Source organism: Pseudomonas sp. GW822-FHT06D10 (genome assembly GCF_058799535.1).
On sequence record NZ_JBXALN010000004.1, the window covers coordinates 330,668 to 353,318 of the forward strand.

Consider the following 22,651-nt stretch of genomic DNA (forward strand, 5'->3'; position numbering starts at 1 on the left):
TGGGCGCTGTCCATTTCCCGGGAGACTTGCATGCCCATGCGCTCACTGTTCTTGCCCGCCGCAGCCCTGGCCCTGGGCTTGCTGGCGGCCACCGGCGCCGTCGCCGACGACCAGTCGCAACTTATCGAATCGATCAACGCCTACCGCAGCCAGCCGCAACGCTGCGCCAACCAGGCCTCCTCGGAGCTGCCGCCGCTGGCCAGCGATCCGCGCCTGATCCTGCCGGTGGACAACGTCGGTGACCTGCAACAGGCCCTCGCCCGGGCGGCCTACCCCATGGTCAACGTGCAGGCCATCAGCCTCTCCGGCCCCCGGGATGCCCAGGCGGCGATGCAGGCGGTGCGCGAGAGCTTCTGCCAGGTGGTGCTGGACCCGCAGTTCGTCGATATCGGTGTCAATCGCCAGGCCAACCAGTGGCGCATCGTGCTCGCGCGACCGCTGCTGTCCGCGCGCCTGGGGGACTGGCAGGCCGAGGGCCAGCAACTGCTCGCGCAGATCAACAGCGCCCGCGGCCAGCCCCGGCAATGCGGTGGCCAGGGTTTTGCCGCCACCGCGCCCCTGGCCTGGAACGCCACCCTGGGAACCACCGCCGAGGAACACAGCCGGGCCATGGCCAACCAGAACTACTTCGACCACAAGGACCATGACGGCCGAACCCCGGGTGACCGTGCGGAACTGGCAGGCTATGCCGGCCAGCAGGTGGGCGAGAATATCGCCGCCGGCCAGGACACGGTGCGCAAGGTGGTGGACGGCTGGCTGGCCAGCCCCGGGCATTGCGCCAACCTGATGAACCCGGCCTACAGCGAGCTGGGCGCGGCCTACGCGGTGGACCCGAAAAGCGATGCCGGCATTTACTGGACCGCGATGTTCGGCGCGCCCTGAGCCCAGTGCCTGGGCGTGGCTGCCACGCCCTGAAGCAGCAACCGGGGCCCCAGGACAACGAAGGAGCGACACTCACTCGCCCCGGCCTGCGCGGTGCGCGGCCGGTTGGCCCGCACAACCATCGGTCGGCCGTCCTCACGGTGCGCCCGGGGCTTCTATGCTTGTAGCCCTGCCTTCGGATCATTCGCTCTCCCTCACACAGGAACGCTGATCATGCAAACCTTCGGTTACGCAGCGCAGTCCGCCGGGGTTCCCCTGGCGCCTTTCACCTTCCAGCGTCGCGCCCTGCGCGCCAACGATGTGGCGATGGAAATCCTCTATTGCGGGGTCTGCCACTCCGACCTGCACCAGGCGCGCAACGACTGGGGCGCCAGCCGCTACCCCATGGTCCCGGGCCACGAGATCGTCGGCCGGGTCACCGCCGTCGGCCCCGAGGTCAAGCAGTACAAGGTCGGCGACAGCGTCGCCGTCGGCTGCATGGTGGACTCCTGCCAGGTGTGCGACCAGTGCCGCAAGGGCGAAGAACAGATGTGCCGCGAGCACAATACCCAGACCTACAACGGCCTGGACCGCATCACCCGCGAGGTGACCTACGGCGGCTACTCCAAGCACCTGGTGGTGCGCGAAGAATTCGTCCTGCGGGTGCCCGAGGGCCTGGACCTAGCCAAGGCCGCGCCGCTGCTGTGCGCCGGCATCACCACCTATTCGCCGCTGCGCACCTGGAATGTCGGGCCCGGCAGCCGGGTCGGGGTCATCGGCCTCGGTGGCCTGGGGCACATGGCGGTCAAGCTGGCGGTGGGCATGGGAGCCAAGGTCACGGTCCTGAGCCGCAGCGCCGACAAGCGCGCCGACGCCCTGGCCCTGGGCGCCGATGCACTGCTGGTGTCCAGCGACCCGCAGGCCATGGCCCGCGCCCAGTCGAGCTTCGACCTGATCATCGACACCATTCCAGTGCGCCACGACGTCTCGCCCTACATGCCCCTGCTGGACATCGACTGCACCCTGGTGATCGTCGGCCAGGTCGGGCCGATCGACGAACAACTGACCCTGCCCATGCTCCTGGGACGGCGCCGGCTGGCCGGCTCACCCATCGGCGGCATTGCCCAGACCCAGGAAATGCTCGACTTCTGCGCGCGCAAGAACATCCTCCCGGACTGCGAAATGATCGCCATGCAGGACATCAACCAGGCTTTCGAACGCATGGAACGGGCCGATGTGCGCTACCGCTTCGTGATCGACATGGCGTCCCTGGGCAGCGGCGCCTGAAACCCGGCCTGGCACCAGCAGTAAACGCTCGCAAGTGAATGAAGGGTCGATGACGGCACCCTTGCCTATTGCTTTGCACCGCCGTGTCGATAACCCGTCACACCGCTCCCTCTGGCGCGCCGCTGCCCGCATCCGGGCCGCGACGCACCAGAGGGGGCGACCGACCTTCATTCGATAGCGAGACGATTCAATGGTTATGTTCCTGATCCTGTCAGGGCTGGCACTTACGGTGGCGATGCAGTTCGCGATTTTCTGCGTGGCCCTGAAGAATTCTTTGGGCAATGCCATCCTCAGCCTGTTCATTCCCTTCTATGTGTACGTCTACGCCAGGAAAGACCCGCAAGCCCGGCCCTTTCTCTGGGGCTGGTACCTGGGCATAGCGCTGCTGGTCGCGGGGGTGCTGACCTCGGCCTAGGCGCCGCGCCACAGGCTGCCCCCGGCCAGGCACAAAGCAAAAGCCCCGAACATTCGGGGCTTTTTTTCATCAGGCCTGCCTGCAACTCATCATTTGTTGGCCGCCATCTGCCCCGCTTCGCCCTGGCTCACCAGGGCCTTGAGCGATGCGTCGAACTGCTTCAGGGCATCGACCTGCAACTCGGTCTGCTGGTTGATCTGCGCAGCGATCTCCGGCGCCGCCTTGCCCCGAACCCAGACCGACGGCAGGACCTTGGCCTGGATGCCTTCGGCCTGGCCGATGTATTGCAGGTTGGCGTCATAGAACTTGGCGATAAACCGCGCTTCCACCTTGCTGTTGCCCTTGGTCACCAGCTGGTTGTAGGTGTCGAGCATCACCACCACATCGGGGTGGGCCTGGACCACCGCGTCAAGGCTGTCATAGACGGTCACCGAACCGAAATGCTTCTGCAGCGAAGCCATCAGCCAGTCGATTGCCCGTTTCGGGTCCGAGCTGTTGACGAAGGCTTGGCTGATGCGCGGATCGAGGCCGGCATTCTTCGCCCCGTTGAGCGCCACCGCATGGTAGTGCTCCAGGTATTGCAGAGTGCTGATGGTGTTTTCGCTGTACAGCACGCCTACCGACTGCGCGTGCTGCAGGTCGGTGCTGCTGTCGGCCATGGGCAGGAAGTGGCAGGAGGTGTCTTCAGTGGCGAGGGTGGCCGCAGAAGCCCCGGTTCCCGCGATCAAAAGCACCACAAGGGTCACTAGAGTCGAGATTCTCATCGGGTGTTTCCTTCTGCAGCAAGCACGGTGTAAGCGCTATCTTCCTCCTTTGCCGGAAAAACGGAACCTGCACTTTTTGATGATAACTATCGATTGCAGCAATGGTTGACAATGGGCACCGATGCGCCTCGAAGGCGCTGGCCTGCGCCGCTCGCGCCCTTCGATAAAGCCGTCAATTTCTGGCATACAGCCCGTCCTCGCCCCGATAGAATCAAGCCCCCTTTTTCTGCAAGACGAGTCCGGACCATGGATGCTCACTCGATACTGACCTACACCCTGGTGGCAGCCATCGCCATCGCCAGCCCCGGCCCCGCTACCCTGGTGGCGCTGCACAACAGCGTGGCCTACGGCGCCAAGTCCACTATCTGGTCATCGTTGGGCAATGTCAGCGGGCTGTTCTGCATGTCTGCCGCGGCCATGCTCGGCCTCGGGGCGCTGATTGCCAGTTCCGAATGGATCTTCAACGCGGTGAAGATCGTCGGTGCCGGCTACCTGTTCTACCTGGGTGCCAAGCAGCTGTTCAGCAAGAGCCAACTGCTGAGCGAAGCCAGCGCAGACAGCACCAAGGTCGACAAGCCGCCGCGCCTGAAGCTGTTCAAGTCGGCCTTCCTGACCGCCGCCACCAACCCCAAGGCGACCATCTTCTTCACCGCCCTGTTCCCCCAGTTCATCGACCAGCACGCCGCGCTGCTGCCGCAGTTCTTCATCCTGACCCTGATCTTCATGGCGCTGTCGTTGACCTCCCTCAGCGTCTATGCGGTGCTGGCCTCCCGGGCCAAGGGCGTGCTGACCCGGCCGGCCCTGTCCAAGTGGGTCAACCGGGTGGTGGGTTCCACCTTTATCTTCTTCGGCACCACCATCCTGGCCATGCGCCGGCAAACGGTGTAGGCAACCTGGCGGATTTCAGCCCTTCTTTTTCTGCAAGGCCTTGAGCCGGATGCTGGCCCGCTGCACGGCGGCCATTTTTTCCGGGCGTTTCATGCGCTTCCATTTGCGGATGTCGTCCTTGCTGCGCCCGCAACTCAGGCACAGGTCGCCACTGAGCTGGCACAGGGCGATGCAGGGGTTGTCGATTTCCTTGGCCATGGCTCAACCCCGGCCCGGGCGCAGGCGCTTCAGGCGTTGCGCCCAATCGCCACCATTGATCCGCCGGCATTGCTCTTCGCTGTCGAAGAACACACGGGTTTCCAGGGCGTCGAGGTGAACATCGGCCTCTTCCAGGGCCCGGGCCGTCAGTTCGAGCATCCGCGCGCCCTGCCCGGCCGCCAGGGCGTGCTCCTTGTGGGCCTGGGTGTCGAAGACCCAGACCACCACCAGGCTCGCCGCAAAGGCGGCGTAGTCCACTTCGTGGGTCAGCCAGGAAAAACCGACGATTTCGGCCTTGGCGGCTTCGCAGGCTTCGGTCAGGGTGGCGGCCAGCAGGCGCTCCGTGGCCGCCTGCTGGCGTTTGTTGAATGGCATGACAAGCCTTGAGTCGCAACTAAAAGGCCGCACACCATACCTCAAGCCACTCGCCCGCGGCGGCGCTTTGCGGCTAGGCTAGTGCGCTCCTGCCCGCTTCAAGGAAGAACGCACATGCAAAAGACCTCCTTCGCGCTGCTCGTGGCAGCGCTCCAGCTCGCCAGTGCCAGTGCCCTGGCGGCCACGCCGCCGGTGGCCGACGCCATCTGGTTCAACGGCCCGATCATCACCATCGATGACCAGCACCCCAAGGCCCAGGCAGTGGCGGTGAAGGACGGCAAGATCCTCACCGTGGGTGACCGACAACACGTACTCAAGAACAAGGGCCCGGCCACGCAGATGCTCGACCTCAAGGGCGCGACCCTGCTACCGGGCTTCGTCGACCCCCACGGCCATGTGTCGATGGTGGGTTTCCAGGCTGCCAGCGCCAACCTGCTGCCGCCACCGGATGGAACCAACAACAGCATCCCCGGGCTCCAGGAAACCCTGCGCAGCTTTGAGCAGCAGTCGCCGATCCCCAAGCAGTTCGGCGTGCTGTTCGGCTTTGGCTATGACGATTCCCAGCTGCAGGAACAGCGCCACCCCACCAAGGCCGACCTGGACGCCGTGACCCGCGACCTGCCCATCGCCATCGTCCACCAGTCCTCGCATCTGGGGGTGCTCAACAGCAAGGCGCTGGAACTGGCGGGGATCGACGCGTCGACCCCCAACCCGGAAGGCGGGGTGATCCGCCGCGTCGACGGCAGCCAGGAGCCCAACGGAGTGCTGGAGGAAAACGCCTTCTTCAACGCCCTGATCAAGATCTTCCCCAAGCTCACCGCCGACCAGGCGGTGGACATGCTCAGCGCCGGGCAGAAGCTGTATGTCAGCTATGGCTACACCACGATCCAGGACGGCCGCTCTTCCCCGGACCAGGTCATGACCGCGATCAAGGCCGCGGGCGATGGCAAGTTGCTGGCGGACATCGTCTCCTACCCGGATATCCTCACCCCCGGCGTCAAGCAACTGATGGTCGCCCCCTGGTATCACCCGAGCAACCAGCCGGTGGTGTACAACCAGCACTTTCGCATCGGTGGGGTCAAGCTGACCCTGGACGGTTCGCCCCAGGGCAAGACGGCCTGGCTGAGCCAGCCCTACTTCAAGCCGCCCCAGGGCCAGGACGCCAGCTATGCCGGCTACGGCGTGGTCAAGGACGCCGACGCCCTGGCCATCTATAAAGAGGCCCTGGCCAACCGCTGGCAGATCCTTTCCCACACCAACGGCGACCGCGCCATCGACCAGTTGCTCGGTTCCATGCGTGCCGCGGAACAGGCCTACCCCGGGGTCGATGTGCGGCCGGTAATGATCCACGGCCAGACCCTGCGCAAGGACCAGGTGGCCGAACTCAAGCAACTGAAGATCTTCCCTTCCCTGTTCCCCATGCACACCTACTACTGGGGCGACTGGCATCGCCAGTCGGTGCTGGGGCCCGAACGCGCGGAAAACATCTCGCCGACCCAGTGGGTGCTCCAGGCCGGGATGAAATTCACCACCCACCACGATGCACCGGTGGCCCTGCCGGACTCCATGCGAGTGCTGGCAGCCACGGTCAACCGCACCACCCGCAGCGGCTACGTACTCGGCCCGGACCAGCGGGTGACGCCCTTGCAGGCGCTGAAGGCCATGACCCTGTGGTCGGCCTACCAGCATTTCGAAGAAGACCGCAAAGGCTCGATCACCCCAGGCAAGCTGGCAGATTTCGCGGTGCTCTCGGCCAACCCGCTGACCGTCAAACCCGAGACCCTGAGCGAGATCCAAGTGCTCAAGACCGTCAAGGAAGGCCGGGTGATCTATGAGCGTCCGGCAAAGGTGGCAGGCTTGCCGCCGCCATTCGGGATGCATGGCGATCCGTCATTGCCGGTGCCCCAGGGCATCAAGGCCGTGGCCCAGGGCGACGGCGACCTGGGCCCGGCCCTGGATGTGATCTACGACCGGCTGGCGCCCGCCCAGTAAGGTAAAACCCAACGCCGGCTGTCGTGTTCTCTAGACGGCAGCCGGCGCAGGGTTTTCCTCCTCGCGGTCATTCAACCCTCACCTTGCGTACCGGCGACCCCGGACGCTGGCGACTTTCCCAATCCGGGGCCAACCCCACCGCAACCTCGTCAGCCACCAGCAGCTTACGCCCGCGCACCAGGTCGGCGGCACGCTCAGCGAGCATGATCGTCGGCGCATTGAGGTTGCCGTTGGGCTCGCTGGGAAACACCGACGAGTCGATCACTCGCAGGCCTTCAAGACCGTGGACACACAGTTCGGAATCCACCACGGCCATCTCGTCCTCGCCCATGCGACAGGTGCCGCAGGGGTGATAGGTGCTCTCCAGGTTCGCCCGCACGAACTCGTCGATCTGTGCATCCGTGTTGACCTGCGGCCCCGGCGCAATCTCGCCGTCGCGGTAACGGTCCATCGCCGGCTGGCCGATGATTTCCCGGGTCAGGCGCACACAACGGCGGAAACCCTCGCGATCCTCCTCGCGCTGCAGGTAGTTGAAGAGAATTTCCGGGTGCTCGTACGGGTCGCCGGAACGGGCCCGCACATGGCCGCGGCTCTTGGGTTTGTTGGGGCCCGTGAGCACCATGAAGCCATGCCCCTTGATGGGTTTGTTGCCGTCATAGCGCATGGCCGCGGGCAGGAAGTGAAACTGGATATCCGGCCAACCCAAGCCCTGCTCGGAACGAATGAAGCCACCGGCCTCGAAGTGGTTGCTGGCCCCCAGGCCGTCCTTGAACAGCAACCAGCGCAGACCGATCAGCAGCTTGCTCAGCGGGTCCATCTTGCTGTTGAGGGTCAGCGGCTCCTTGCAGCCGAACTGGATGTAGACCTCGGCGTGATCCTGGAGGTTTTCCCCCACTCCCGGCAGCACGTGCCGAGGCTCGATCGACGCTTTGCGCAACACCTCGGCCGGCCCGACCCCGGAGCGTTGCAGCAGGTGCGGCGAACCGATGGGGCCGGCGGCAACCAGCACCTCGCGGTTGCACCGCACTTCATGGACCTGCCCCTGACGGTCATAGGCGACGCCCACCGCGCGCTTGCCCTCGAAGAGGATTCGGCGCGTCATCGCCTGAGTCAGCACCGTCAGGTTGGGGCGCCCCATGGCCGGTCGCAGGTAGGCATTGGCGGTCGAGCAGCGCACGCCGTTCTTCACCGTCATGTGCATGGCGCCGAAGCCCTCCTGCATGAAACCGTTGCAGTCTTCGGTCCTGATGTAGCCCGCCTCGACACCGGCATCGATCCAGGCCCGGTACAGGGGGTTGTGCATGTTGTTGCCATTGTTGGTGTGCAACGGCCCGCCCTGCCCGCGGTAGCTGTCACCGCCGGCCTCGTAGTCTTCCGCCCGCTTGAAATACGGCAGGCAGTGCCGATAGCCCCAGTCCCGCGCCCCCAGGGCTTGCCACTCATCGAAGTCATGGGCGTGGCCGCGGATGTAGACCAGGCCGTTGATCGAGGACGAGCCCCCCAGTACCTTGCCCCGCGGGCAATGGATACGCCTGCCGTCGAGGTAGGGCTCAGGCTCGGTCTGGTAGCGCCAGTTGTACTTGCTGGTGTTCATCGGCATGGAAAAGGCGCTGGGCATCTGGATCAGCACGCTACGGTCGCTGCCACCGAACTCCAGGACCAGCACCGAGGTGCCCGGGTCCTCGCTCAAGCGGTTGGCCAGCACGCAGCCGGCCGATCCGGCACCAATGATGATGTAGTCGAATGTTTGCCTGCTCATGGTCATCTCCCGACCGTCAATTGATTGAGAATCGGCAGCGCCTCGCGGGGTTGCGCGAGCCCTTCGGCGCACGCCCCCGCGGCGTCCTCAAGGCGCAGGATCACCGCCTCTTCGTGCGCCAGGTCCAGCGAACGGCTCAGGCCGTAGTAGGCCACCCCGGACACCAGCAGCCCCACCAGCCAGGCAACGTCGATACTGCCCAGGGCCCTGGCCAGCGGGCCGACATAGACCTCGCGCTGCTCCACGCCGTCGTAGATGTAGAAGAAGGGGATCATGCTCGCGAAGCCGATGGCGTAGGCGACGATCCCGCGCAGGCCCCAGCTGCCGTAGAGGTTGCCCCGGGGCATGAAGAAGTGCGTGATGGCGTAGCGCCCCTTGCGCACGAAGAAGTAGTCGGTGAGGTTGACTGCAGTCCAGGGCACCAGGAAATACAGCATCACCACCAGGTAGATGCTCAGCACCGACAGCCCCTGGTTCGAGCGCTGGATGCTCAGGGCCACGCCCAGTTGCAACAGGATCACGAAGAGAATCGCCAGGATCCGAGCCTTGCGCGTCGGCTTGATGCTGATGATCGAATCGACACAGGTCAGGGTGGTCAGCTTGGCGCTGTAGATGTTCATCGCGATCACCGGCAGGAACGCCAGGATGGTCACCAGCACCACCGCCGTGCCCACCAGCGGTGACAAGGTGTTGCCCACCTGCCCCAGTGCCACCAGCACATCGGTGGAATGCAGGTGGTCGGCCAGCCAGCCGCCCACGGCGATCATCCAGGCGCCGGACAACGAAGCCCCGAGGAACACCACGGCGATCAGTTTGCCGCTGTGGGTGTGCTTGGGCAGGTAGCGCGAGTAGTCGGACACATAAGGCGCATAGGCGATGTTGTAGCTGGCCGCGGCGGCGAACTGGGCGACGCCGCCGGACCAGTTGAAGCCCAGGGGCTGCGGAGCCACGCCGCCTGCCGCCACGGCCAGCGGTTGGGCATCGGGCACCCAGTGCATCAGTACCGCCAGGCTCACCAGGCCATAGAGCGGCAGCGACAGGTACAGCGCCCACTTGAAACTGCGGTGCATCCAGTCGTGGCCAAGAATCGCCAGGGTCGCCCCCGGCACGGTCACCGCCAGGGCCACCAGCAGCGGATCGAAGCCGAACAACGTCTCCAGCCCCTGCATCATCAGCACCAGGTTGACGATGTTGAAACCGGCGAACACGAACAGGGTCGCCAGCAGCACCAGGACCACCCCGCGATAGCCGAACTGCGCCCGGGACTGAATCATCTGCGGCAAGCCCAGGTGCGGCCCCTGGGAACCATGGAAGGCCATGAACAAGGTGCCGAACATGATGCCCAGCGTGCCGGTCACCGTGGTCCAGAACGCCGTGAGGCCGACGCTGGGCCCGACAAAGCCGATGGTCATGGTGAAGAAGGTGAAGTTGCCCAGAAACCAGAACGGCCCCTGGCTGGAGAGCTTGTCGGTGCGCTCGTTTTCCGGGATGTAATCGATCGAATGGACTTCGACAACGGAGCCGTTGTCGGCACTGGAGACACTCGGGGCAGGCTGGGCATTAGTGTTCATGATGGGCTCTTATTGTTGGTCGATATCATGACGGGGCACTGGTGCGGTACTCGATGCCTGGGCACCTCCTGCAGGCTCTGACGGGGGATGTGCGGGCGCCCCAAGGACGCCCGAAGTCGGTAAAGGCAGGCTCGCCTGTCAAGGCAGGGTGATCCAGACCGCCTTGGTTTCCATCAGGTGGTCGAGCTGCTCCGGCCCCAGGTCCTTGCCGAACCCCGACAGCTTGTAGCCACCAAAAGGCATCGCGGGGTCGATGGTGCTGTGGGCATTGACGTACACCGAGCCGGCCCGCAGACGCGGAATCAGGTTGTGAACCCGGCCCAGGTCGTTGGAGTAGATCGCCGCCGCCAGGCCATAGAGCGAGTCATTGGCCAGTGCCAGCGCCTGCTCGTCATCGTCGAAAGGCGCGGTCACCAGAACCGGCCCGAAGATCTCTTCCTGGACGATGCGCATGTCATTGCGGCAATGGGCAAAAATGGTCGGCTCGACAAAGTACCCCGGCCCCTCGAGCGGCTGGCCGCCGTAGACCAGCTGGGCGCCCTCGCCCTTGCCGATCTCGATGTACTCGCTGACCCGCTGTTTCTGCTGGGCCGATACCAGGGGGCTGATGAAGCAGGCCGGGTCCAGCCCCGGGGCCACTTTCAAGGTCCGGGTGTAGGCGATCAGCTCATCGAGAAACGCGTCATAGATGCTGTGGTGGATATAGGCACGGGTACCGGCGTCGCAGACCTGCCCCGAGTTGAAGAACACACCGTTGGCCACGGCCTCGGCGGCCGCACGCAAGTCGGCGTCGGCCAGCACGAGCACCGCCGACTTGCCCCCCAGTTCCAGGGTCAGGCGCTTCATGTCGTCCAACGCCGCGCGCCCCACGGTACGGCCCACCGGGGTCGACCCGGTGAAGCTCAGTTTGTCGATCCCCGGGTGCGCGGCCATGGCCGCGCCGATCACGCTGCCACGCCCGCTGACAATATTGATCACCCCGGCGGGGATACCCGCCTCTTCCACCAGCTCGGCGAAGCGCAAGGCCGAGAGCGACGTCAGCTCGGCGGGCTTGACCACCACCGTGCAACCGGTGGCCAGGGCCGCACCCAGCTTCCAGGCCAGGGTCTGCAACGGGAAGTTCCAGGGCACTATCACCCCGACCACGCCCACCGGCTCCTTGCGCGTGTACGCCAGGTAATTGCCCGGCAACGAGGGCTCGACGGTGCGTCCGTGGAGCTTGCTGGCCCAGCCGGCGAAATAGCGCAAAGTGTCGACCGTACCCTGGATATCGACATCCCGGGCACTGGCCACCGATTTGCCCATGTCGATCGATTCGATTTCCGCCAGTTGCGTAGCGTTGTCCGCAATCAGTTGCGCCAGGCGGTGAATCATCGCCTCGCGCTCCAGCGGCTTGAGCAGGCTCCATTCACCGCCGTCGAACTGCTTGCGGGCCGCGCTCACGGCACGCTCCAGGTCCTCCACGGTGCCCATGGGAATATGGGTGAGCAGGCCCTCGGTGGACGGCTCGCGGACCTGCGCGATCTGGCCGTCGCTGGCATCGACCCAGGCGCCACCGATGAACATCTTCTGCGCCTTGCCGAGAAAGCGCTGGGTGGCCTCGCTGATTGCGAACTGTTGCAGGTACTGCTTGACGATCGTGTCCATGTTCATGCCCTCTGCCCGACGCTGGGCGTCGAGTCACTGTGCTTCGCTGATCGCCCCAGGTCGGTGCCGGAGGCAGGTGTGTCTCATTACCGGGAGCGAGCCTGGGCGCGCTCATGGAAGATGAAACCGAGGCTGTTGAGCAGCAGCTGCGCCGCCAGAATCGAGGTGATGCCCGAGGGGTCGTAGACCGGCGCCACCTCCACCAGGTCCATGCCGACGATCCGCCCCTGGCTGCGCCTGGCCAGGGCCTGGATGATCTCCAGCACTTCGTAGTAGAGGAACCCGCCATGGCTGGGCGTGCCGGTGCCGGGGGCGATCGAGGGATCGAAACCGTCAATGTCGATGGTGATGTAGTAGTCGATGCCCTCGGGGATCAGCGCGAGCACGCCTTCAGTGCCCAGGCGCCGGACCTCGCGGACCGAGAGGATCTTCGACCCTGCGGCATGGGCCGCCTCGTAGTCGTCGCGATTGGATGAGGACACGTTGCGGATCCCCATCTGGGTCATGCCGACAATGTGCTGCATCTCCGAAGCCCGGCGCAGTGGGTTGCCGTGGCCGTAGCGCACGCCGTGACGCTCATCGACAAAATCCAGGTGGGCATCGAAGTGAATGATGTGGATCGGCCCGCGCCCCTCGAACGCCTTGATCACCGGAGCGTGCACCGAGTGATCGCCCCCGAGCACCACCGGCATGGCCCCAGCCTGCAGGATCTTGCCCACGGCGAACTCGGTGTTGGCATTGCTGGTGGCCATGTCGGTATGAACGATATCCGCATCGCCCACGTCCACCATGCGCACATCGTCCGCGGTCAGGTACATCACATCGTCTTCGTGGTCGTAGGCTCCGGCGTGGCCGAAGGAAAACAGGGTCGAGGCCTCACGGATCCCCCGCGGCCCGAAGCGCGCACCGGAACGCCATTGGGTACCCATGTCGTTGGGCACCCCGAGAATCGCCACATCGGCATCCAGGGTGTCCCAGTCGGTGCACACCGGAGATTTGGCAAAGGTGCAATGGCCCACGAAAGGCAGATTCAGGCGGCCGGACTCATAACCGTGCTTCGACATGTTCAGCGTCTCCATTTCTTGTTATTCGCTGGGGCGGGCGGGTGCGGCCGCCGCCGTTGAATCGACTATGAGCGCTGGTTTATATGGAGAAAATGCTGAACATCAGATACTCATATCGGCATTGCCGATGTGTCCACAGGCGGGAGGTGTCCAGTGATTCAACTGCACGATGTCGATCTCAAGCTGCTCAGGGTATTTGCCACCATCGTCCGTTGCGGCGGTTTTTCCGCGGCGCAGGCGGCGCTCAATACCGGCCAGTCGACCATCAGCGAACAGATGACTCATCTGGAGACCCGGCTCGGGGTCAAACTCTGCCAGCGCGGACGCGGCGGGTTCCGCTTGACCGAGCAGGGGGTGGCGATTCATGAGGCGACCCAGCGCCTGCTGTCGGCGGTGGAGAACTTCTGCATGGATGCCGATGTGCTCAAGCAGCACATCAGCGGCCAGCTCAACCTGGGGATCATCGATACCACCATCAGCGACCCCGACTCACCGCTGCCGCGGGCCACCCAGCGCTTTGTCTCCAGGGGGCATGACGTGCACCTGAATGTCTACGTGGGCACCCCGGCGGAGCTGGAAGAGCGGGTGCTGGACGGGCGCCTGCACCTGGCCATCGGGCACTTCCCGATCCACGTACCGGGCCTGTTGCACAGCGCCTTGTACCAGGAGGCCCTGGGGCTGTACTGCGGCCGCTACCACCCGTTGTTCGCCAGCCAGGCCGAGACCGTCGAACTGCTTGAGGAAGTGGCCGCGAGCCGGGTTGTCGCGCGCGGCTACATGCAGCAACACGACCTGCAATGCCTGGGTGTCAGCAAGGCCGCCGCCACGGTGGACAACATCGAGGCCCTGGCAATCCTGATCATCTCCGGCGCCTACCTGGGCTTTCTGCCCACCCATTTCGCCGCTCAGTGGGTCACCTGCGGCGACATGCGCCAACTGGCGCCCGAGCGCCTGCGGTTGATGTCACCCTTTGATGTGATCACCCGACGCGGCAGCACACCGCCGCCGATCCTCGAGGTCTTTCTGGAAGACCTCGCCGCCTGTTCGCGTCAACCCGGGCCCTCATACCCAGGAAGCTGACGCACCGCCCTGCCCCTGGCCCTTGCGGTCGCACGCCATCAGCGCGAGCCAAGGGCCAGTGCCAGGGGCATATCCCGCCCGTAGATATCCGGGGCATACAGCAGTTGCCCGTGGCTGTCGGCCTGCACCGTCCAGTAGCTGAGCAGGATCGGCACCGGCTTGGCCAGGCGGAACTCGTGGGTCAGGCCGGTGGCCAACAGCTCGTTGGTGCGCAACCGCTCCGCCGGGCTGAGCAGCCAGTCGCGCAATTGCAGGGCCTGCTCGACCCGCACGCAGCCGGAGCTGAAGGCCCGCGGCCCCTTGCTGAACAGCGCCTGGCTCGGGGTGTCGTGCAGGTACACCGAGAACGGGTTGGGGAAGCGGATGGCGATGCGCCCCAAGGGGTTGCGCGGGCCGGCGCCCTGGCGCAGGAGGATGTTGCCGGGGCGGTCCCAGTCGATGTCCTCGGCTGCCAGGGGCTGGCCGTTGGCATCCAGCACCTGCAGGTTCTGGCGGTTGAGGAAACCCTGGTCGCGGCGGATTTCCGGCAGCTTGTCTTCCTTGAGGATGGTCGGCGGCACGGTCCAGGTGGGGTTCAGGGTCAGCCGGGTGACCTGGGATTTGAGCAAGGGCGTCTGGCGCTCCGCGCGGCCGACCTGGGTGCGAGTCTGCCAGACCACCGCGTCGTGCTGATAGAAGGTCAGCTGGGCGGCGGCAACGTTCACCAGCACCAGGTTCGGCTCGTAATCCTGGGCCAGCCAGCGCAGGCGTTCGAGGTTGATGCGCAGCTGTTCGCGGCGCTCGGCCGGGCTGATGTTCATCTCTTTCAGGGTGCCCGCGCCGACCACACCGTCGGCCTGCAGCGAATGGCCAAGCTGGAAGTTCTTCACCGCGCTGACCAGCTCGCCGCTGTAGGCGTTGTCCGGGTTGACCACCGGGCTTTGCAGGTAGCCGCCGTGGTACAGGCGCAGGGCCAGGTCCGGCACCCGCTTGTCCTGCATGTCCGGGCGCAGCAACGGGCCGCCGGCCACGGCCTGCCACTGGGGCAAGGGTTGCTGGCGCTCATGGGCATAGGCCTGGCGCAGGTTGCGGTATTGCGCGAGGCTGGGGCGCGCCTGCTCGAAGGCCGTGGCGATGTGGGCGATGCCCGGAACGGCAATTGCCAGCAGCGCGCTCTGGCGATCGTCCGGCAGCGGCTGGGCCCGCCACATAGGCTCGAAGCGGCTTTGCGCCAGGCGACCGTAATGCAGGTCCTGCAGGGCTTGCAGGTACTGATGGGTGATATCGATATCGCTGCACAGGCCATCTCCCGCCGGGCTCGCCTGCGGCAGGCGGTAGTGGCCCGGGTCCAGCCCGTCGTCCACCAGTTGCGCCAACTGCGCCTGCAAGCTGGCCAGGCGGCCCGCCACGGACCACACCTGCTGTTCGCCCTGTTGCTGGTAGAAGCCCTGCAACAGCTGCTGGGCCGGGGTATTGAGCCGCGGCGCCAGGGCCGGGCAGGCCACGGCCAGTTGCGTCAGCGCCGTTTGCATCGGGCTCGCCGACAGCTGTGGCAGCTCATCGGCCAGCGCGACCAATGGCGCAGCGAGCAGGCACAGGGTCAAGTAACATGCGGTTTTTTTGAACAACTGCTTTACTCCAATCCGTGGGCGCCCAGCGGGCGGCCAACCATTACGGCAGATGCGGAAAACAATCGGGCCTGGGCGTTAAACATATAGACCAGACTGCCGGGGGAACGACAGGACGTCAGGAGCCAAAGTGACCATGGGGACGCTCTATACATGTTGAATTTCTTGTGCCGGTTCTGCCTGGTGGCCATTGCCCTGGGCGCCTTTTCCATTTCGTCCTTCGCCGCCAGTAAAGTCCAGCCCGTCGCCAGCCCCACGCTGTACGCCAGCCTCGCCCACGCCGCCCCGCAACTCAATCCCCAGGCCCTGAAAAGTGCCCTGAGCGCCATGCAATGCGCGGTAGGCAGCGGCGCCCGACAAGCCCGCCACCTGGCGGTGATCGACTACTCGCAGCCCTCCACCGAACGGCGCCTGTGGATCTTCGACCTGCGGACCAAAAAACTGGTGCTGCGCGACCTGGTGGCCCACGGGCAGAAATCCGGGGAAAACTTCGCTACCCAGTTCTCCAATCGCCTGGGCAGCTACCAATCCAGCCTGGGCCTGTTCCGCACCCAGGAAAGCTATGAAGGCAGCCATGGCTACTCGCTGCGCATGGACGGCCTGGAACCGGGCTTCAACGACCGGGCCCGGGACCGCGACATCGTGATCCATGCCGCCGACTACGTGAACCCCTTGTGGAGCCAGCGCCAGGGCCGCATCGGCCGTAGCCAGGGCTGCCCCGCGGTGCGCCCGCAAGTGGCGCGCCAGGTGATAGACAAGCTCAAGGATGGCCAGTTCATGTTCTCCTGGTACCCGGACCAGCGCTGGTTGAAAACCTCGCCCTACCTCAACTGCCAGCCACGCCAGGTGGCGAGCATCCTCAGCGCCAACGGCGGCTGAGCAAGCCGGCCGGATGCTCGGCGCCTGCCCTCTTCGCAGTTGCGCCGCACGCTGGCGGCGAGATACCGTTACCGACCTGGAACGCCACCTCGCCCGAGCTCCACGCCATGCCTTCGCCACATGCCCTGCTTCTGCAACAGCCCGGACCACGCCCGGCGTTCTACCGGGTGGCCGAACGCCTGTGGGGCGCTGGCTGCAATGTGGATTCCGATGGCGACAGCCGGACCACCGACGATGACCAGTGGACCGAGCTGACCCTGATACTGCGCAATTCCAGCCAGCAACGGCTGGACATCGAGCCACTGTCCCTGGCGCCCCTGGTCCTGCTGATCCGCGCTTCCCAGGCGGACCTGGGGCAAAAGGCCGCACAGTTTATCCAGTCGGTGGCAGGCGGCACACTCCAGGCCCCCATCAAGGACCGATAAGGATCACGCCCTGCCCCCCCCGCAGGCGCTGTCCTTCACGACAGGCAGTACTCCCATGACTCCACCCGAAATCGACTTTTTCCCCGACTTCATCGCCGACCCGCATCGGCTGTTCAACCACCTCAAGGACTCCGTGCTGTGGGACGAGCGCATGCGTGCGCGCAAGACCGCCAGTTTCGGCGCGCCCTACGACTACTCGCAAATCACCTACCCCGCCGTGCCGATGCCCGAAGCGCTGGAGCAGTTGTGCGGGCCCATCGAGCAACTGCTGGGCTTTCGCCCCAACAACTGCCTGCTCAACTGCTACCCCGACGGCCAATCCTCCATGGGCTTTCATTCCGACGCCAATGAACAGTTGGTGACAGGCACCGGGGTGGTGATCGTCTCCCTGGGCCACGCCCGGGCCATGGTCTTTCGCCACAAGGAAAGCGGCGCCACCTTCGACTACAGCCTGGCCAGCGGCTCGCTGCTGCACATGTCGGACGAACTGCAGAAACACTGGCTGCACGCGATCCCCAAGGCGCCGGACGCCGGCGAGCGCATCAGCCTGTCGTTTCGCCAGCTCAAGACCGGGTAGTGCTGGACTCGGTCAGGATCGGCCCTTGACTCAAGGGCCGGGCCATCGACAATGCCCGGCTGTATTCAGCGTTTGCCCGAGGCCCCATGCAGTTGCTTCCCTGGTCCTACCCCTGTCCCGAAGGCTTCACCCTGCGCGGCCTGCGCTCAGCGCCTTCGGGCAAGCCGCTGCTGCACTTCCTGCACGGCAACGGTTTCTGCTCCATGGCCTATCAGCCGATGCTGGCGCTGCTGGCCGAGTCCTTCGACCTGTGGCTCAGTGACGTCCAGGGCCACGGCGATACCGACCACGGCGGCCCGTTCCTGGGCTGGAACCGCACCGCCGAACTGGCAGCCGAAGCCTTCGAAGCCGGGCTCGATGCCTATGGCGAGGTACCGCGCTATGCGCTGGGCCACAGTTTTGGCGGGGTGCTCACCTGCCTGATCGTCGCCGAACGCCCGCAACTGTTTCGCAAGGCGGTGATGCTGGACCCGGTGATCTTCACCCCCTCCATGATCGGCTCCCTGGGCGTGCTGTCGGCCCTGGGCCTGAACCGCCGCCACAGCCTCGCGCGCAAGGCCGCCGCCCGCCGCCGGCGCTGGCCGGACCGCGCCGCCGCCAAGGCCGCGCTGGCCAACCGGGGCATCTTCAAGGGCTGGAGCGACGCGGCCCTGGCCGCCTATGTCGAACACGGCCTGAAGGACGACGAACAAGGCGTGGCCCTCAAATGCGCCCCCGAGCGCGAAGTGGATATCTACAGCTCCTTTCCCCGCCGCCTGTGGCGCTCGCTGCGCCAGGTGAAGACCCCAAGCCTGGTGATCCATGGCCGCGACAGCTACCCCTACGTGGCTCGTTCGATCAAGCGCTGGGCGGCCATCAACCGGCACCTGAGCACTCAGGTGATCGATGGCCAGCACTGCTTCATGCAGGTCGACCCGGCCACCAGCGCCCGCTCCATCCAGGGCTTTCTCCAGACCGAAGGCCGGTGAAAGCCGCGGGCCAGGCGCCCGCGACAGATGTCACCGTGCTATCATTGGCGGGTTTTCCAGGCAGGCCGTGCAACCTGTCGATCCTGGAAAGCACTGGACAAAGGCGCCGATCAGATGCGCCTGCCGCCTGCCTTGTGTGCAAAAAGCCGACGGTGCCGTGGGGCCTCGCCCCACCGCGCACCGCACCGATGCAAACCGCGACTCGCCTCGCCGGTTGTACTTTTTGCCGCCACAAGGAACACAGTCATGCTCTTGAGAACGATGAACATTTCCCGCCGCGCAGGGTTCAGCTTCGCCCTGATCGCCCTGCTGGCCCTGGCCCTGGGAGGTTTCTCCCTGCTGGAAATGCAACGCATGAACCAGCAATCCCTTGAGGTCGACCAGAACTGGCAGCCATCCATCGTTGCCGCCAATGCCCTGGCCCTGACCAGCACCCAGATCCGAACCCTGACCCTGCGCATGCTGGTGGTGCGCGACAGCGGTGACGTGCAGGCCTTGCTGTCGCGCCTCAGCGAGCTGGAGCAGCAGCAGGATCGGCAACAGCAGGCCTATGAAAAACTGATCAACGTCGACGACGAACGCGCCGCCTACGAGCGTTTTGTCGAAGCCGAGGCGCTGTACCTCAAGGACCAGCACCGGATCACCGACCTGATGCGCCAGGGCCACAAGGAAGCGGCGATCGACATCGTCGACGGCGGCCCGTTCCTGGCCAATGCCGACGCCATGCTCAAGGAATTGCTGACCATCATCGACGTCAACACCCGGGGCGGTATCGCCGCGGCGGCGCAAAGCAACCAGGTGTTCAAAGGTGCGGTGGGCATGGTCCTGCTGATCATGCTGGTCGTGGTGGCCCTGACCGTGGTCCTGGCCCTGTTCCTGACCCGCAGCATCGTGCGCCCCCTGGGCCAGGCCGTGGAGGTAGCGGAAACCATCGCCCGCGGTGATCTCGGCCAGAGCATCGCAGTCAGCGGCAAGGACGAACCGGCGCGCCTGCTGCACGCCCTGCAGACCATGCAGGCCAGCCTGCGCGGCACCCTGCAGCGGATCGCCGATTCGTCCAACCAGCTGGCCTCCGCCGCCGAGGAACTGCACGCGGTCACCGAGCATTCCAGCCAGACCCTGCACCAGCAAAGCAACGAAGTGGAACAGGCGGCTACCGCGGTCAATGAAATGACCGTCGCCGTGGAGGAAGTGGCGCGCAATGCGGTGAGCACCTCCGAAGCCTCGCAGGAAACCGACCGCACGGCCCATCACGGCCGCGAGCAGGTACAGCACACCGTCGACTCCATCGGCCAACTGGCCGAAGACGTGACTCAGACCTGCCAGCGGGTGGAAAACCTGGCGGTGGACGTGCGCAATATCGGCCAGGTGCTGGAAGTGATCCGCTCGATTGCCGAACAGACCAACCTGCTGGCGCTCAATGCCGCCATCGAGGCCGCGCGGGCCGGGGACGCCGGACGCGGCTTCGCCGTGGTCGCCGACGAAGTGCGGGCCCTGGCCCATCGCACCCAGCAGTCGACCCAGGAAATCGAGAGCATGATCAACACCATCGAGGAAGGCACCGAAGGTGCGGTCAGTGCAATGCGCAACAGCAACGAGCGCGCCCACCTGACCCTGGAAGCCGCCCGCGCTTCGGGGCTGGCCCTGGACCAGATCACCCAGGCCATCACCACCATCAACGAGCGCAACCTGGTGATCGCCAGCGCCAGCGAGGAACAGGCCCAGGTCGCCCGCGAGGTGGACCGCAACCTGATCAATATCCGCGACCTGTCGACCCAGACCTCGGCCGGGGCCAACCAGAGCAATGCCGCCAGCCAGGAGCTGTCACGCCTGGCGGTGGACCTCAATGCCCTGGTGACCCAGTTCAAGCTTTGACGCTTGCCGCTTCAGAAGGCGTAGCGGCCGATCACCTGCCGGACCCTGGCTAGCGCCACGCCCAGATCGGCCATGGCCACCGAGCCCAACGCCAGGCGAATGGCGTGGGGCACCGGGCCGGCGCCAACAAAGGGCTCGGCGGTGGACACCGAGACCTTCTCCCGCAGCAGCGCCATGGCCACCTGATCGGCCCGGACTTCCTCGGGCAAGGGCAGCCAGAGGAAGTAGGAGTTCGGATGGCTGACATAGGCCAGCCCGGCCAGGGCTTCCCGGGCCAGGGCCTGGCGGGCCTGGGCATCCTCGCGCTTCTGGTGCTCCAGGCGCGCCACCGTGCCGTCCTCGATCCAGGCACAGGCCATGGCGGTCATCACCCCCGGTGTGTTCCAGGTGCTGGTGCGGATCGCACGCTCGATCAGCGCCACCCAGGCCGGCGGCGCCACCACATAACCGACCCGCAGGCCGGTGGCCACATTCTTCGAGAACCCCGAGATGTAGACCGTGGTCTCTGGTGCCAGGGCAGCCAGCGGCGCGGGAGGATCCTGGGCCAGGAAGGCGTAGGCGGCGTCTTCGATGATCAGCAGCCCGTGGGCCCGGGCAATCGCCACCAGGCGCTGGCGCCAGGCCAGGTCCAGCACCCAGCCCATGGGGTTGTGCAGGGTCGGCATGGCGTATACCGCGCGCACCCGCCGCCGTTGGCACAGGCGCTCGAAGGCCTCCAGGTCCGGCCCCTGCTCGCCCAGGGGAATGGCCAGCAGTTCCAGCCCGTGGGCCTCGGCCACCACCTTGAACCCGGGGTAGGTCAAGGCATCCACCGCCACCACATCACCGGGCCTGAGCAACGCCATCAGGGTGGTCGACAGGCCGTGCTGGGCGCCGCTGACCAGCAGCACCTGCTCGCCCTCCACCACCAGCCCATGGCCTGCCAGGTAGCGCGCTACCGTGGCCCGCTCATGACTGCGCCCGGCGTGGGGCTGGTAGCGCAGCAAGGCTTCCAGGTCGCCGGTCGCCGCCAACTGGCGCAAGGCGCTACGCAGCAGTTCGGCCTGGCCGGGCAACGCCGGGTAGTTGAAGTTCAGGTCCAGGGTGCCCGGTGCCGTAGCGGGCTGGTCCACGCCCTGCCCTGGCGGCAAGGCGGTTTCCCGGACATAGGTCCCACGCCCGGTTTCGCCGCTGACCAGGCCCATGGCTTCCAGCTCGGCATAGACCCGCGATGCAGTGACCAGGGCCAGCCCTTCCCGCGCCGCCAGCTCGCGATGGGTGGGCAGGCGGGTGCCGGGGGCAAGGATGCCGGTACGGATATCGGCGGCAAAGGTGTCCACCAGTTGTTTGTAGCGGGCACGGGCCATAGGCGCTGTATCCATGACAATTTTTTGATTGTGCTGATTTTCAATCCTAGGATGGGCTCGACACAAGCCCCGCCGCTGCGGCCCCCACTTCTTGAGCACTCCCCGAATGGAACGGACATCGACCCTGCAATCCCCAGCCCTGGAAAAAACCGCCAGTGGCTGGCTCAACGGCTTTATCGGCGTGCTGATCTTCAGCGGCTCACTACCGGCCACCCGGGTCGCGGTGCTGGAGTTCGACCCGCTATTCCTCACCGTGGCCCGGGCCACCATCGCCGGGCTCCTGGCGTTGTGCATCCTGCTGCTGTTCAAGCAGCGCCGTCCGAGCCGCGCCCAGCTCCTGCCCCTGACCATCGTTGCCCTGGGCGTGGTGCTGGGCTTTCCGCTGCTCACGGCCCTGGCCCTGCAGTACGTGACCTCGGCCCATTCCATTGTGTTCCTTGGCCTGTTGCCCCTGGCCACCGCGGTGTTCGGCGTGCTGCGCGGCGGCGAGCGGCCGCGCCCTGTGTTCTGGCTGTTCTCAGTGCTCGGCAGCCTGTTGGTGGTGGGCTATGCCCTGTCCCAGGGCCTCACGGCTTCACCCGAGGGTGACCTGCTCATGCTCCTGGCCGTACTGGTATGTGGCCTGGGTTATGCCGAAGGCGCCAAGCTGTCGCGCACCCTGGGCGGCTGGCAGGTGATCTCCTGGGCCCTGGTGCTGTCGCTGCCACTGATGGCCGCACTGACCCTGTTCAGCATGCCCGCCTCCTTTAGTGGCATCAGCCTGCCGGCCTGGGTCAGCCTGGGCTACGTATCGCTGTTCAGCATGCTGATCGGTTTTGTCTTCTGGTACCGCGGCCTGGCCCAGGGCGGGATCGCCGCCGTCGGCCAGTTGCAGTTGCTGCAACCCTTTTTCGGCCTGGCCCTGGCCGCCGGCCTGCTCCACGAGCACGTCAGCCTGGGCATGCTCGGGGTCACCGTGGCGGTGATCCTCTGCGTGGTCGGGGCACGAAAGTGTTCCAAATAAGTACAAGGCAGTGGCGGCGCTTGCCGGGCTGCCACTGATTGCGCGGGGATATGAAGCAAGAGCCGCAAAG

General features: G+C 65.6%; 21 protein-coding genes and 1 pseudogene. 13 read left to right on the forward strand and 9 right to left on the reverse strand.

Features of this window, described 5'->3' with window-relative positions; all coding sequences use genetic code 11:
- Nucleotides 1–36: 36 nt before the first annotated feature.
- From AC1RL5_RS15275 to AC1RL5_RS15285, 3 genes are all read left to right on the forward strand, one after another.
- Entirely contained in the window at nucleotides 37–882 is an 846-nt protein-coding gene (locus AC1RL5_RS15275; RefSeq protein ID WP_492589690.1) for a CAP domain-containing protein, read from the forward strand.
- 213 nt (nucleotides 883–1,095) lie between these two features.
- A complete protein-coding gene (locus AC1RL5_RS15280; RefSeq protein ID WP_042941187.1) occupies nucleotides 1,096–2,148 on the forward strand; it encodes an NAD(P)-dependent alcohol dehydrogenase in 1,053 nt (350 codons plus the stop codon).
- Nucleotides 2,149–2,344: 196 nt separating this feature from the next.
- Nucleotides 2,345–2,563 (forward strand): hypothetical protein, encoded by a 219-nt coding sequence (locus AC1RL5_RS15285; RefSeq protein WP_493060563.1) that lies wholly within the window; start codon nucleotides 2,345–2,347, stop codon nucleotides 2,561–2,563.
- Between the two features lie 89 nt (nucleotides 2,564–2,652).
- On the opposite strand, the gene AC1RL5_RS15290 is transcribed toward AC1RL5_RS15285, so the two are convergent.
- Nucleotides 2,653–3,327, reverse strand: a complete 675-nt coding sequence (locus tag AC1RL5_RS15290; protein WP_492589638.1) for an ATPase — start codon at nucleotides 3,325–3,327, stop codon at nucleotides 2,653–2,655.
- 246 nt (nucleotides 3,328–3,573) lie between these two features.
- Between AC1RL5_RS15290 and AC1RL5_RS15295 the strand changes: the two genes are divergently transcribed.
- On the forward strand, nucleotides 3,574–4,215 hold the full coding sequence (locus AC1RL5_RS15295) for a LysE family translocator (protein ID WP_103407806.1): 642 nt from the start codon (nucleotides 3,574–3,576) through the stop codon (nucleotides 4,213–4,215).
- A gap of 15 nt (nucleotides 4,216–4,230) precedes the next feature.
- Here AC1RL5_RS15295 and AC1RL5_RS15300 read toward each other — a convergent pair whose 3' ends face one another.
- Both AC1RL5_RS15300 and AC1RL5_RS15305 read right to left on the reverse strand, forming a co-directional pair.
- Nucleotides 4,231–4,413, reverse strand: coding sequence for a DUF1289 domain-containing protein (locus AC1RL5_RS15300; RefSeq protein WP_047285867.1), 183 nt, complete (start codon nucleotides 4,411–4,413; stop codon nucleotides 4,231–4,233).
- A gap of 3 nt (nucleotides 4,414–4,416) precedes the next feature.
- Complete coding sequence (locus AC1RL5_RS15305; RefSeq protein ID WP_492589640.1) at nucleotides 4,417–4,788, reverse strand: hypothetical protein; 372 nt, start codon at nucleotides 4,786–4,788, stop codon at nucleotides 4,417–4,419.
- Nucleotides 4,789–4,902: 114 nt separating this feature from the next.
- Here AC1RL5_RS15305 and AC1RL5_RS15310 point away from each other — a divergent pair, with 114 nt between their 5' ends.
- Complete coding sequence (locus tag AC1RL5_RS15310; protein ID WP_492589642.1) at nucleotides 4,903–6,780, forward strand: amidohydrolase; 1,878 nt, start codon at nucleotides 4,903–4,905, stop codon at nucleotides 6,778–6,780.
- 67 nt (nucleotides 6,781–6,847) lie between these two features.
- Here the strand turns inward: AC1RL5_RS15310 and betA are convergent, their stop codons facing one another.
- From betA to speB, 4 genes are all read right to left on the reverse strand, one after another.
- Nucleotides 6,848–8,539 carry a choline dehydrogenase gene (gene betA / locus AC1RL5_RS15315; RefSeq protein ID WP_065364709.1) on the reverse strand — a complete coding sequence of 564 codons (1,692 nt, stop codon included), beginning with the start codon at nucleotides 8,537–8,539 and terminating at the stop codon, nucleotides 6,848–6,850.
- Between the two features lie 2 nt (nucleotides 8,540–8,541).
- Nucleotides 8,542–10,110 carry a purine-cytosine permease family protein gene (locus tag AC1RL5_RS15320; protein ID WP_492589644.1) on the reverse strand — a complete coding sequence of 523 codons (1,569 nt, stop codon included), beginning with the start codon at nucleotides 10,108–10,110 and terminating at the stop codon, nucleotides 8,542–8,544.
- Nucleotides 10,111–10,248: 138 nt separating this feature from the next.
- Nucleotides 10,249–11,757 (reverse strand): aldehyde dehydrogenase family protein, encoded by a 1,509-nt coding sequence (locus tag AC1RL5_RS15325; protein ID WP_072452371.1) that lies wholly within the window; start codon nucleotides 11,755–11,757, stop codon nucleotides 10,249–10,251.
- An 86-nt stretch (nucleotides 11,758–11,843) separates the two neighbouring features.
- Nucleotides 11,844–12,821: an agmatinase gene (speB, locus tag AC1RL5_RS15330; RefSeq protein WP_072452372.1), complete on the reverse strand. Its 978-nt coding sequence runs from the start codon at nucleotides 12,819–12,821 to the stop codon at nucleotides 11,844–11,846.
- Between the two features lie 153 nt (nucleotides 12,822–12,974).
- Here speB and AC1RL5_RS15335 point away from each other — a divergent pair, with 153 nt between their 5' ends.
- Nucleotides 12,975–13,901 (forward strand): LysR family transcriptional regulator, encoded by a 927-nt coding sequence (locus AC1RL5_RS15335; RefSeq protein WP_072452373.1) that lies wholly within the window; start codon nucleotides 12,975–12,977, stop codon nucleotides 13,899–13,901.
- 38 nt (nucleotides 13,902–13,939) lie between these two features.
- Here AC1RL5_RS15335 and AC1RL5_RS15340 read toward each other — a convergent pair whose 3' ends face one another.
- Entirely contained in the window at nucleotides 13,940–15,508 is a 1,569-nt protein-coding gene (locus tag AC1RL5_RS15340; RefSeq protein ID WP_103407805.1) for a L,D-transpeptidase family protein, read from the reverse strand.
- Nucleotides 15,509–15,661: 153 nt separating this feature from the next.
- Here AC1RL5_RS15340 and AC1RL5_RS15345 point away from each other — a divergent pair, with 153 nt between their 5' ends.
- The 6 genes and pseudogenes from AC1RL5_RS15345 to AC1RL5_RS15370 all read left to right on the forward strand — a co-directional run bounded on the left by AC1RL5_RS15345 (nucleotide 15,662) and on the right by AC1RL5_RS15370 (nucleotide 20,232).
- On the forward strand, nucleotides 15,662–16,387 hold the full coding sequence (locus tag AC1RL5_RS15345; RefSeq protein WP_072452375.1) for a murein L,D-transpeptidase catalytic domain family protein: 726 nt from the start codon (nucleotides 15,662–15,664) through the stop codon (nucleotides 16,385–16,387).
- A gap of 107 nt (nucleotides 16,388–16,494) precedes the next feature.
- A complete protein-coding gene (locus tag AC1RL5_RS15350; RefSeq protein ID WP_072452376.1) occupies nucleotides 16,495–16,812 on the forward strand; it encodes a hypothetical protein in 318 nt (105 codons plus the stop codon).
- A 55-nt stretch (nucleotides 16,813–16,867) separates the two neighbouring features.
- A complete protein-coding gene (locus AC1RL5_RS15355) occupies nucleotides 16,868–17,389 on the forward strand; it encodes an alpha-ketoglutarate-dependent dioxygenase AlkB family protein (RefSeq protein WP_015635171.1) in 522 nt (173 codons plus the stop codon).
- Nucleotides 17,390–17,475: 86 nt separating this feature from the next.
- Nucleotides 17,476–18,357 (forward strand): alpha/beta fold hydrolase, encoded by an 882-nt coding sequence (locus tag AC1RL5_RS15360; RefSeq protein ID WP_041774176.1) that lies wholly within the window; start codon nucleotides 17,476–17,478, stop codon nucleotides 18,355–18,357.
- A 261-nt stretch (nucleotides 18,358–18,618) separates the two neighbouring features.
- Nucleotides 18,619–19,374: pseudogene (locus tag AC1RL5_RS15365) on the forward strand (MCP four helix bundle domain-containing protein); the annotation flags it as partial.
- Nucleotides 19,369–20,232, forward strand: coding sequence for a methyl-accepting chemotaxis protein (locus tag AC1RL5_RS15370; RefSeq protein ID WP_370059491.1), 864 nt, complete (start codon nucleotides 19,369–19,371; stop codon nucleotides 20,230–20,232). The pseudogene AC1RL5_RS15365 and the gene AC1RL5_RS15370, both read left to right, overlap by 6 nt.
- A gap of 11 nt (nucleotides 20,233–20,243) precedes the next feature.
- Here the strand turns inward: AC1RL5_RS15370 and AC1RL5_RS15375 are convergent, their stop codons facing one another.
- A complete protein-coding gene (locus tag AC1RL5_RS15375) occupies nucleotides 20,244–21,578 on the reverse strand; it encodes an aminotransferase-like domain-containing protein (RefSeq protein WP_072452378.1) in 1,335 nt (444 codons plus the stop codon).
- 106 nt (nucleotides 21,579–21,684) lie between these two features.
- Here AC1RL5_RS15375 and AC1RL5_RS15380 point away from each other — a divergent pair, with 106 nt between their 5' ends.
- Nucleotides 21,685–22,581 carry a DMT family transporter gene (locus tag AC1RL5_RS15380; RefSeq protein ID WP_015635166.1) on the forward strand — a complete coding sequence of 299 codons (897 nt, stop codon included), beginning with the start codon at nucleotides 21,685–21,687 and terminating at the stop codon, nucleotides 22,579–22,581.
- The last annotated feature ends 70 nt before the right edge of the window (nucleotides 22,582–22,651 follow it).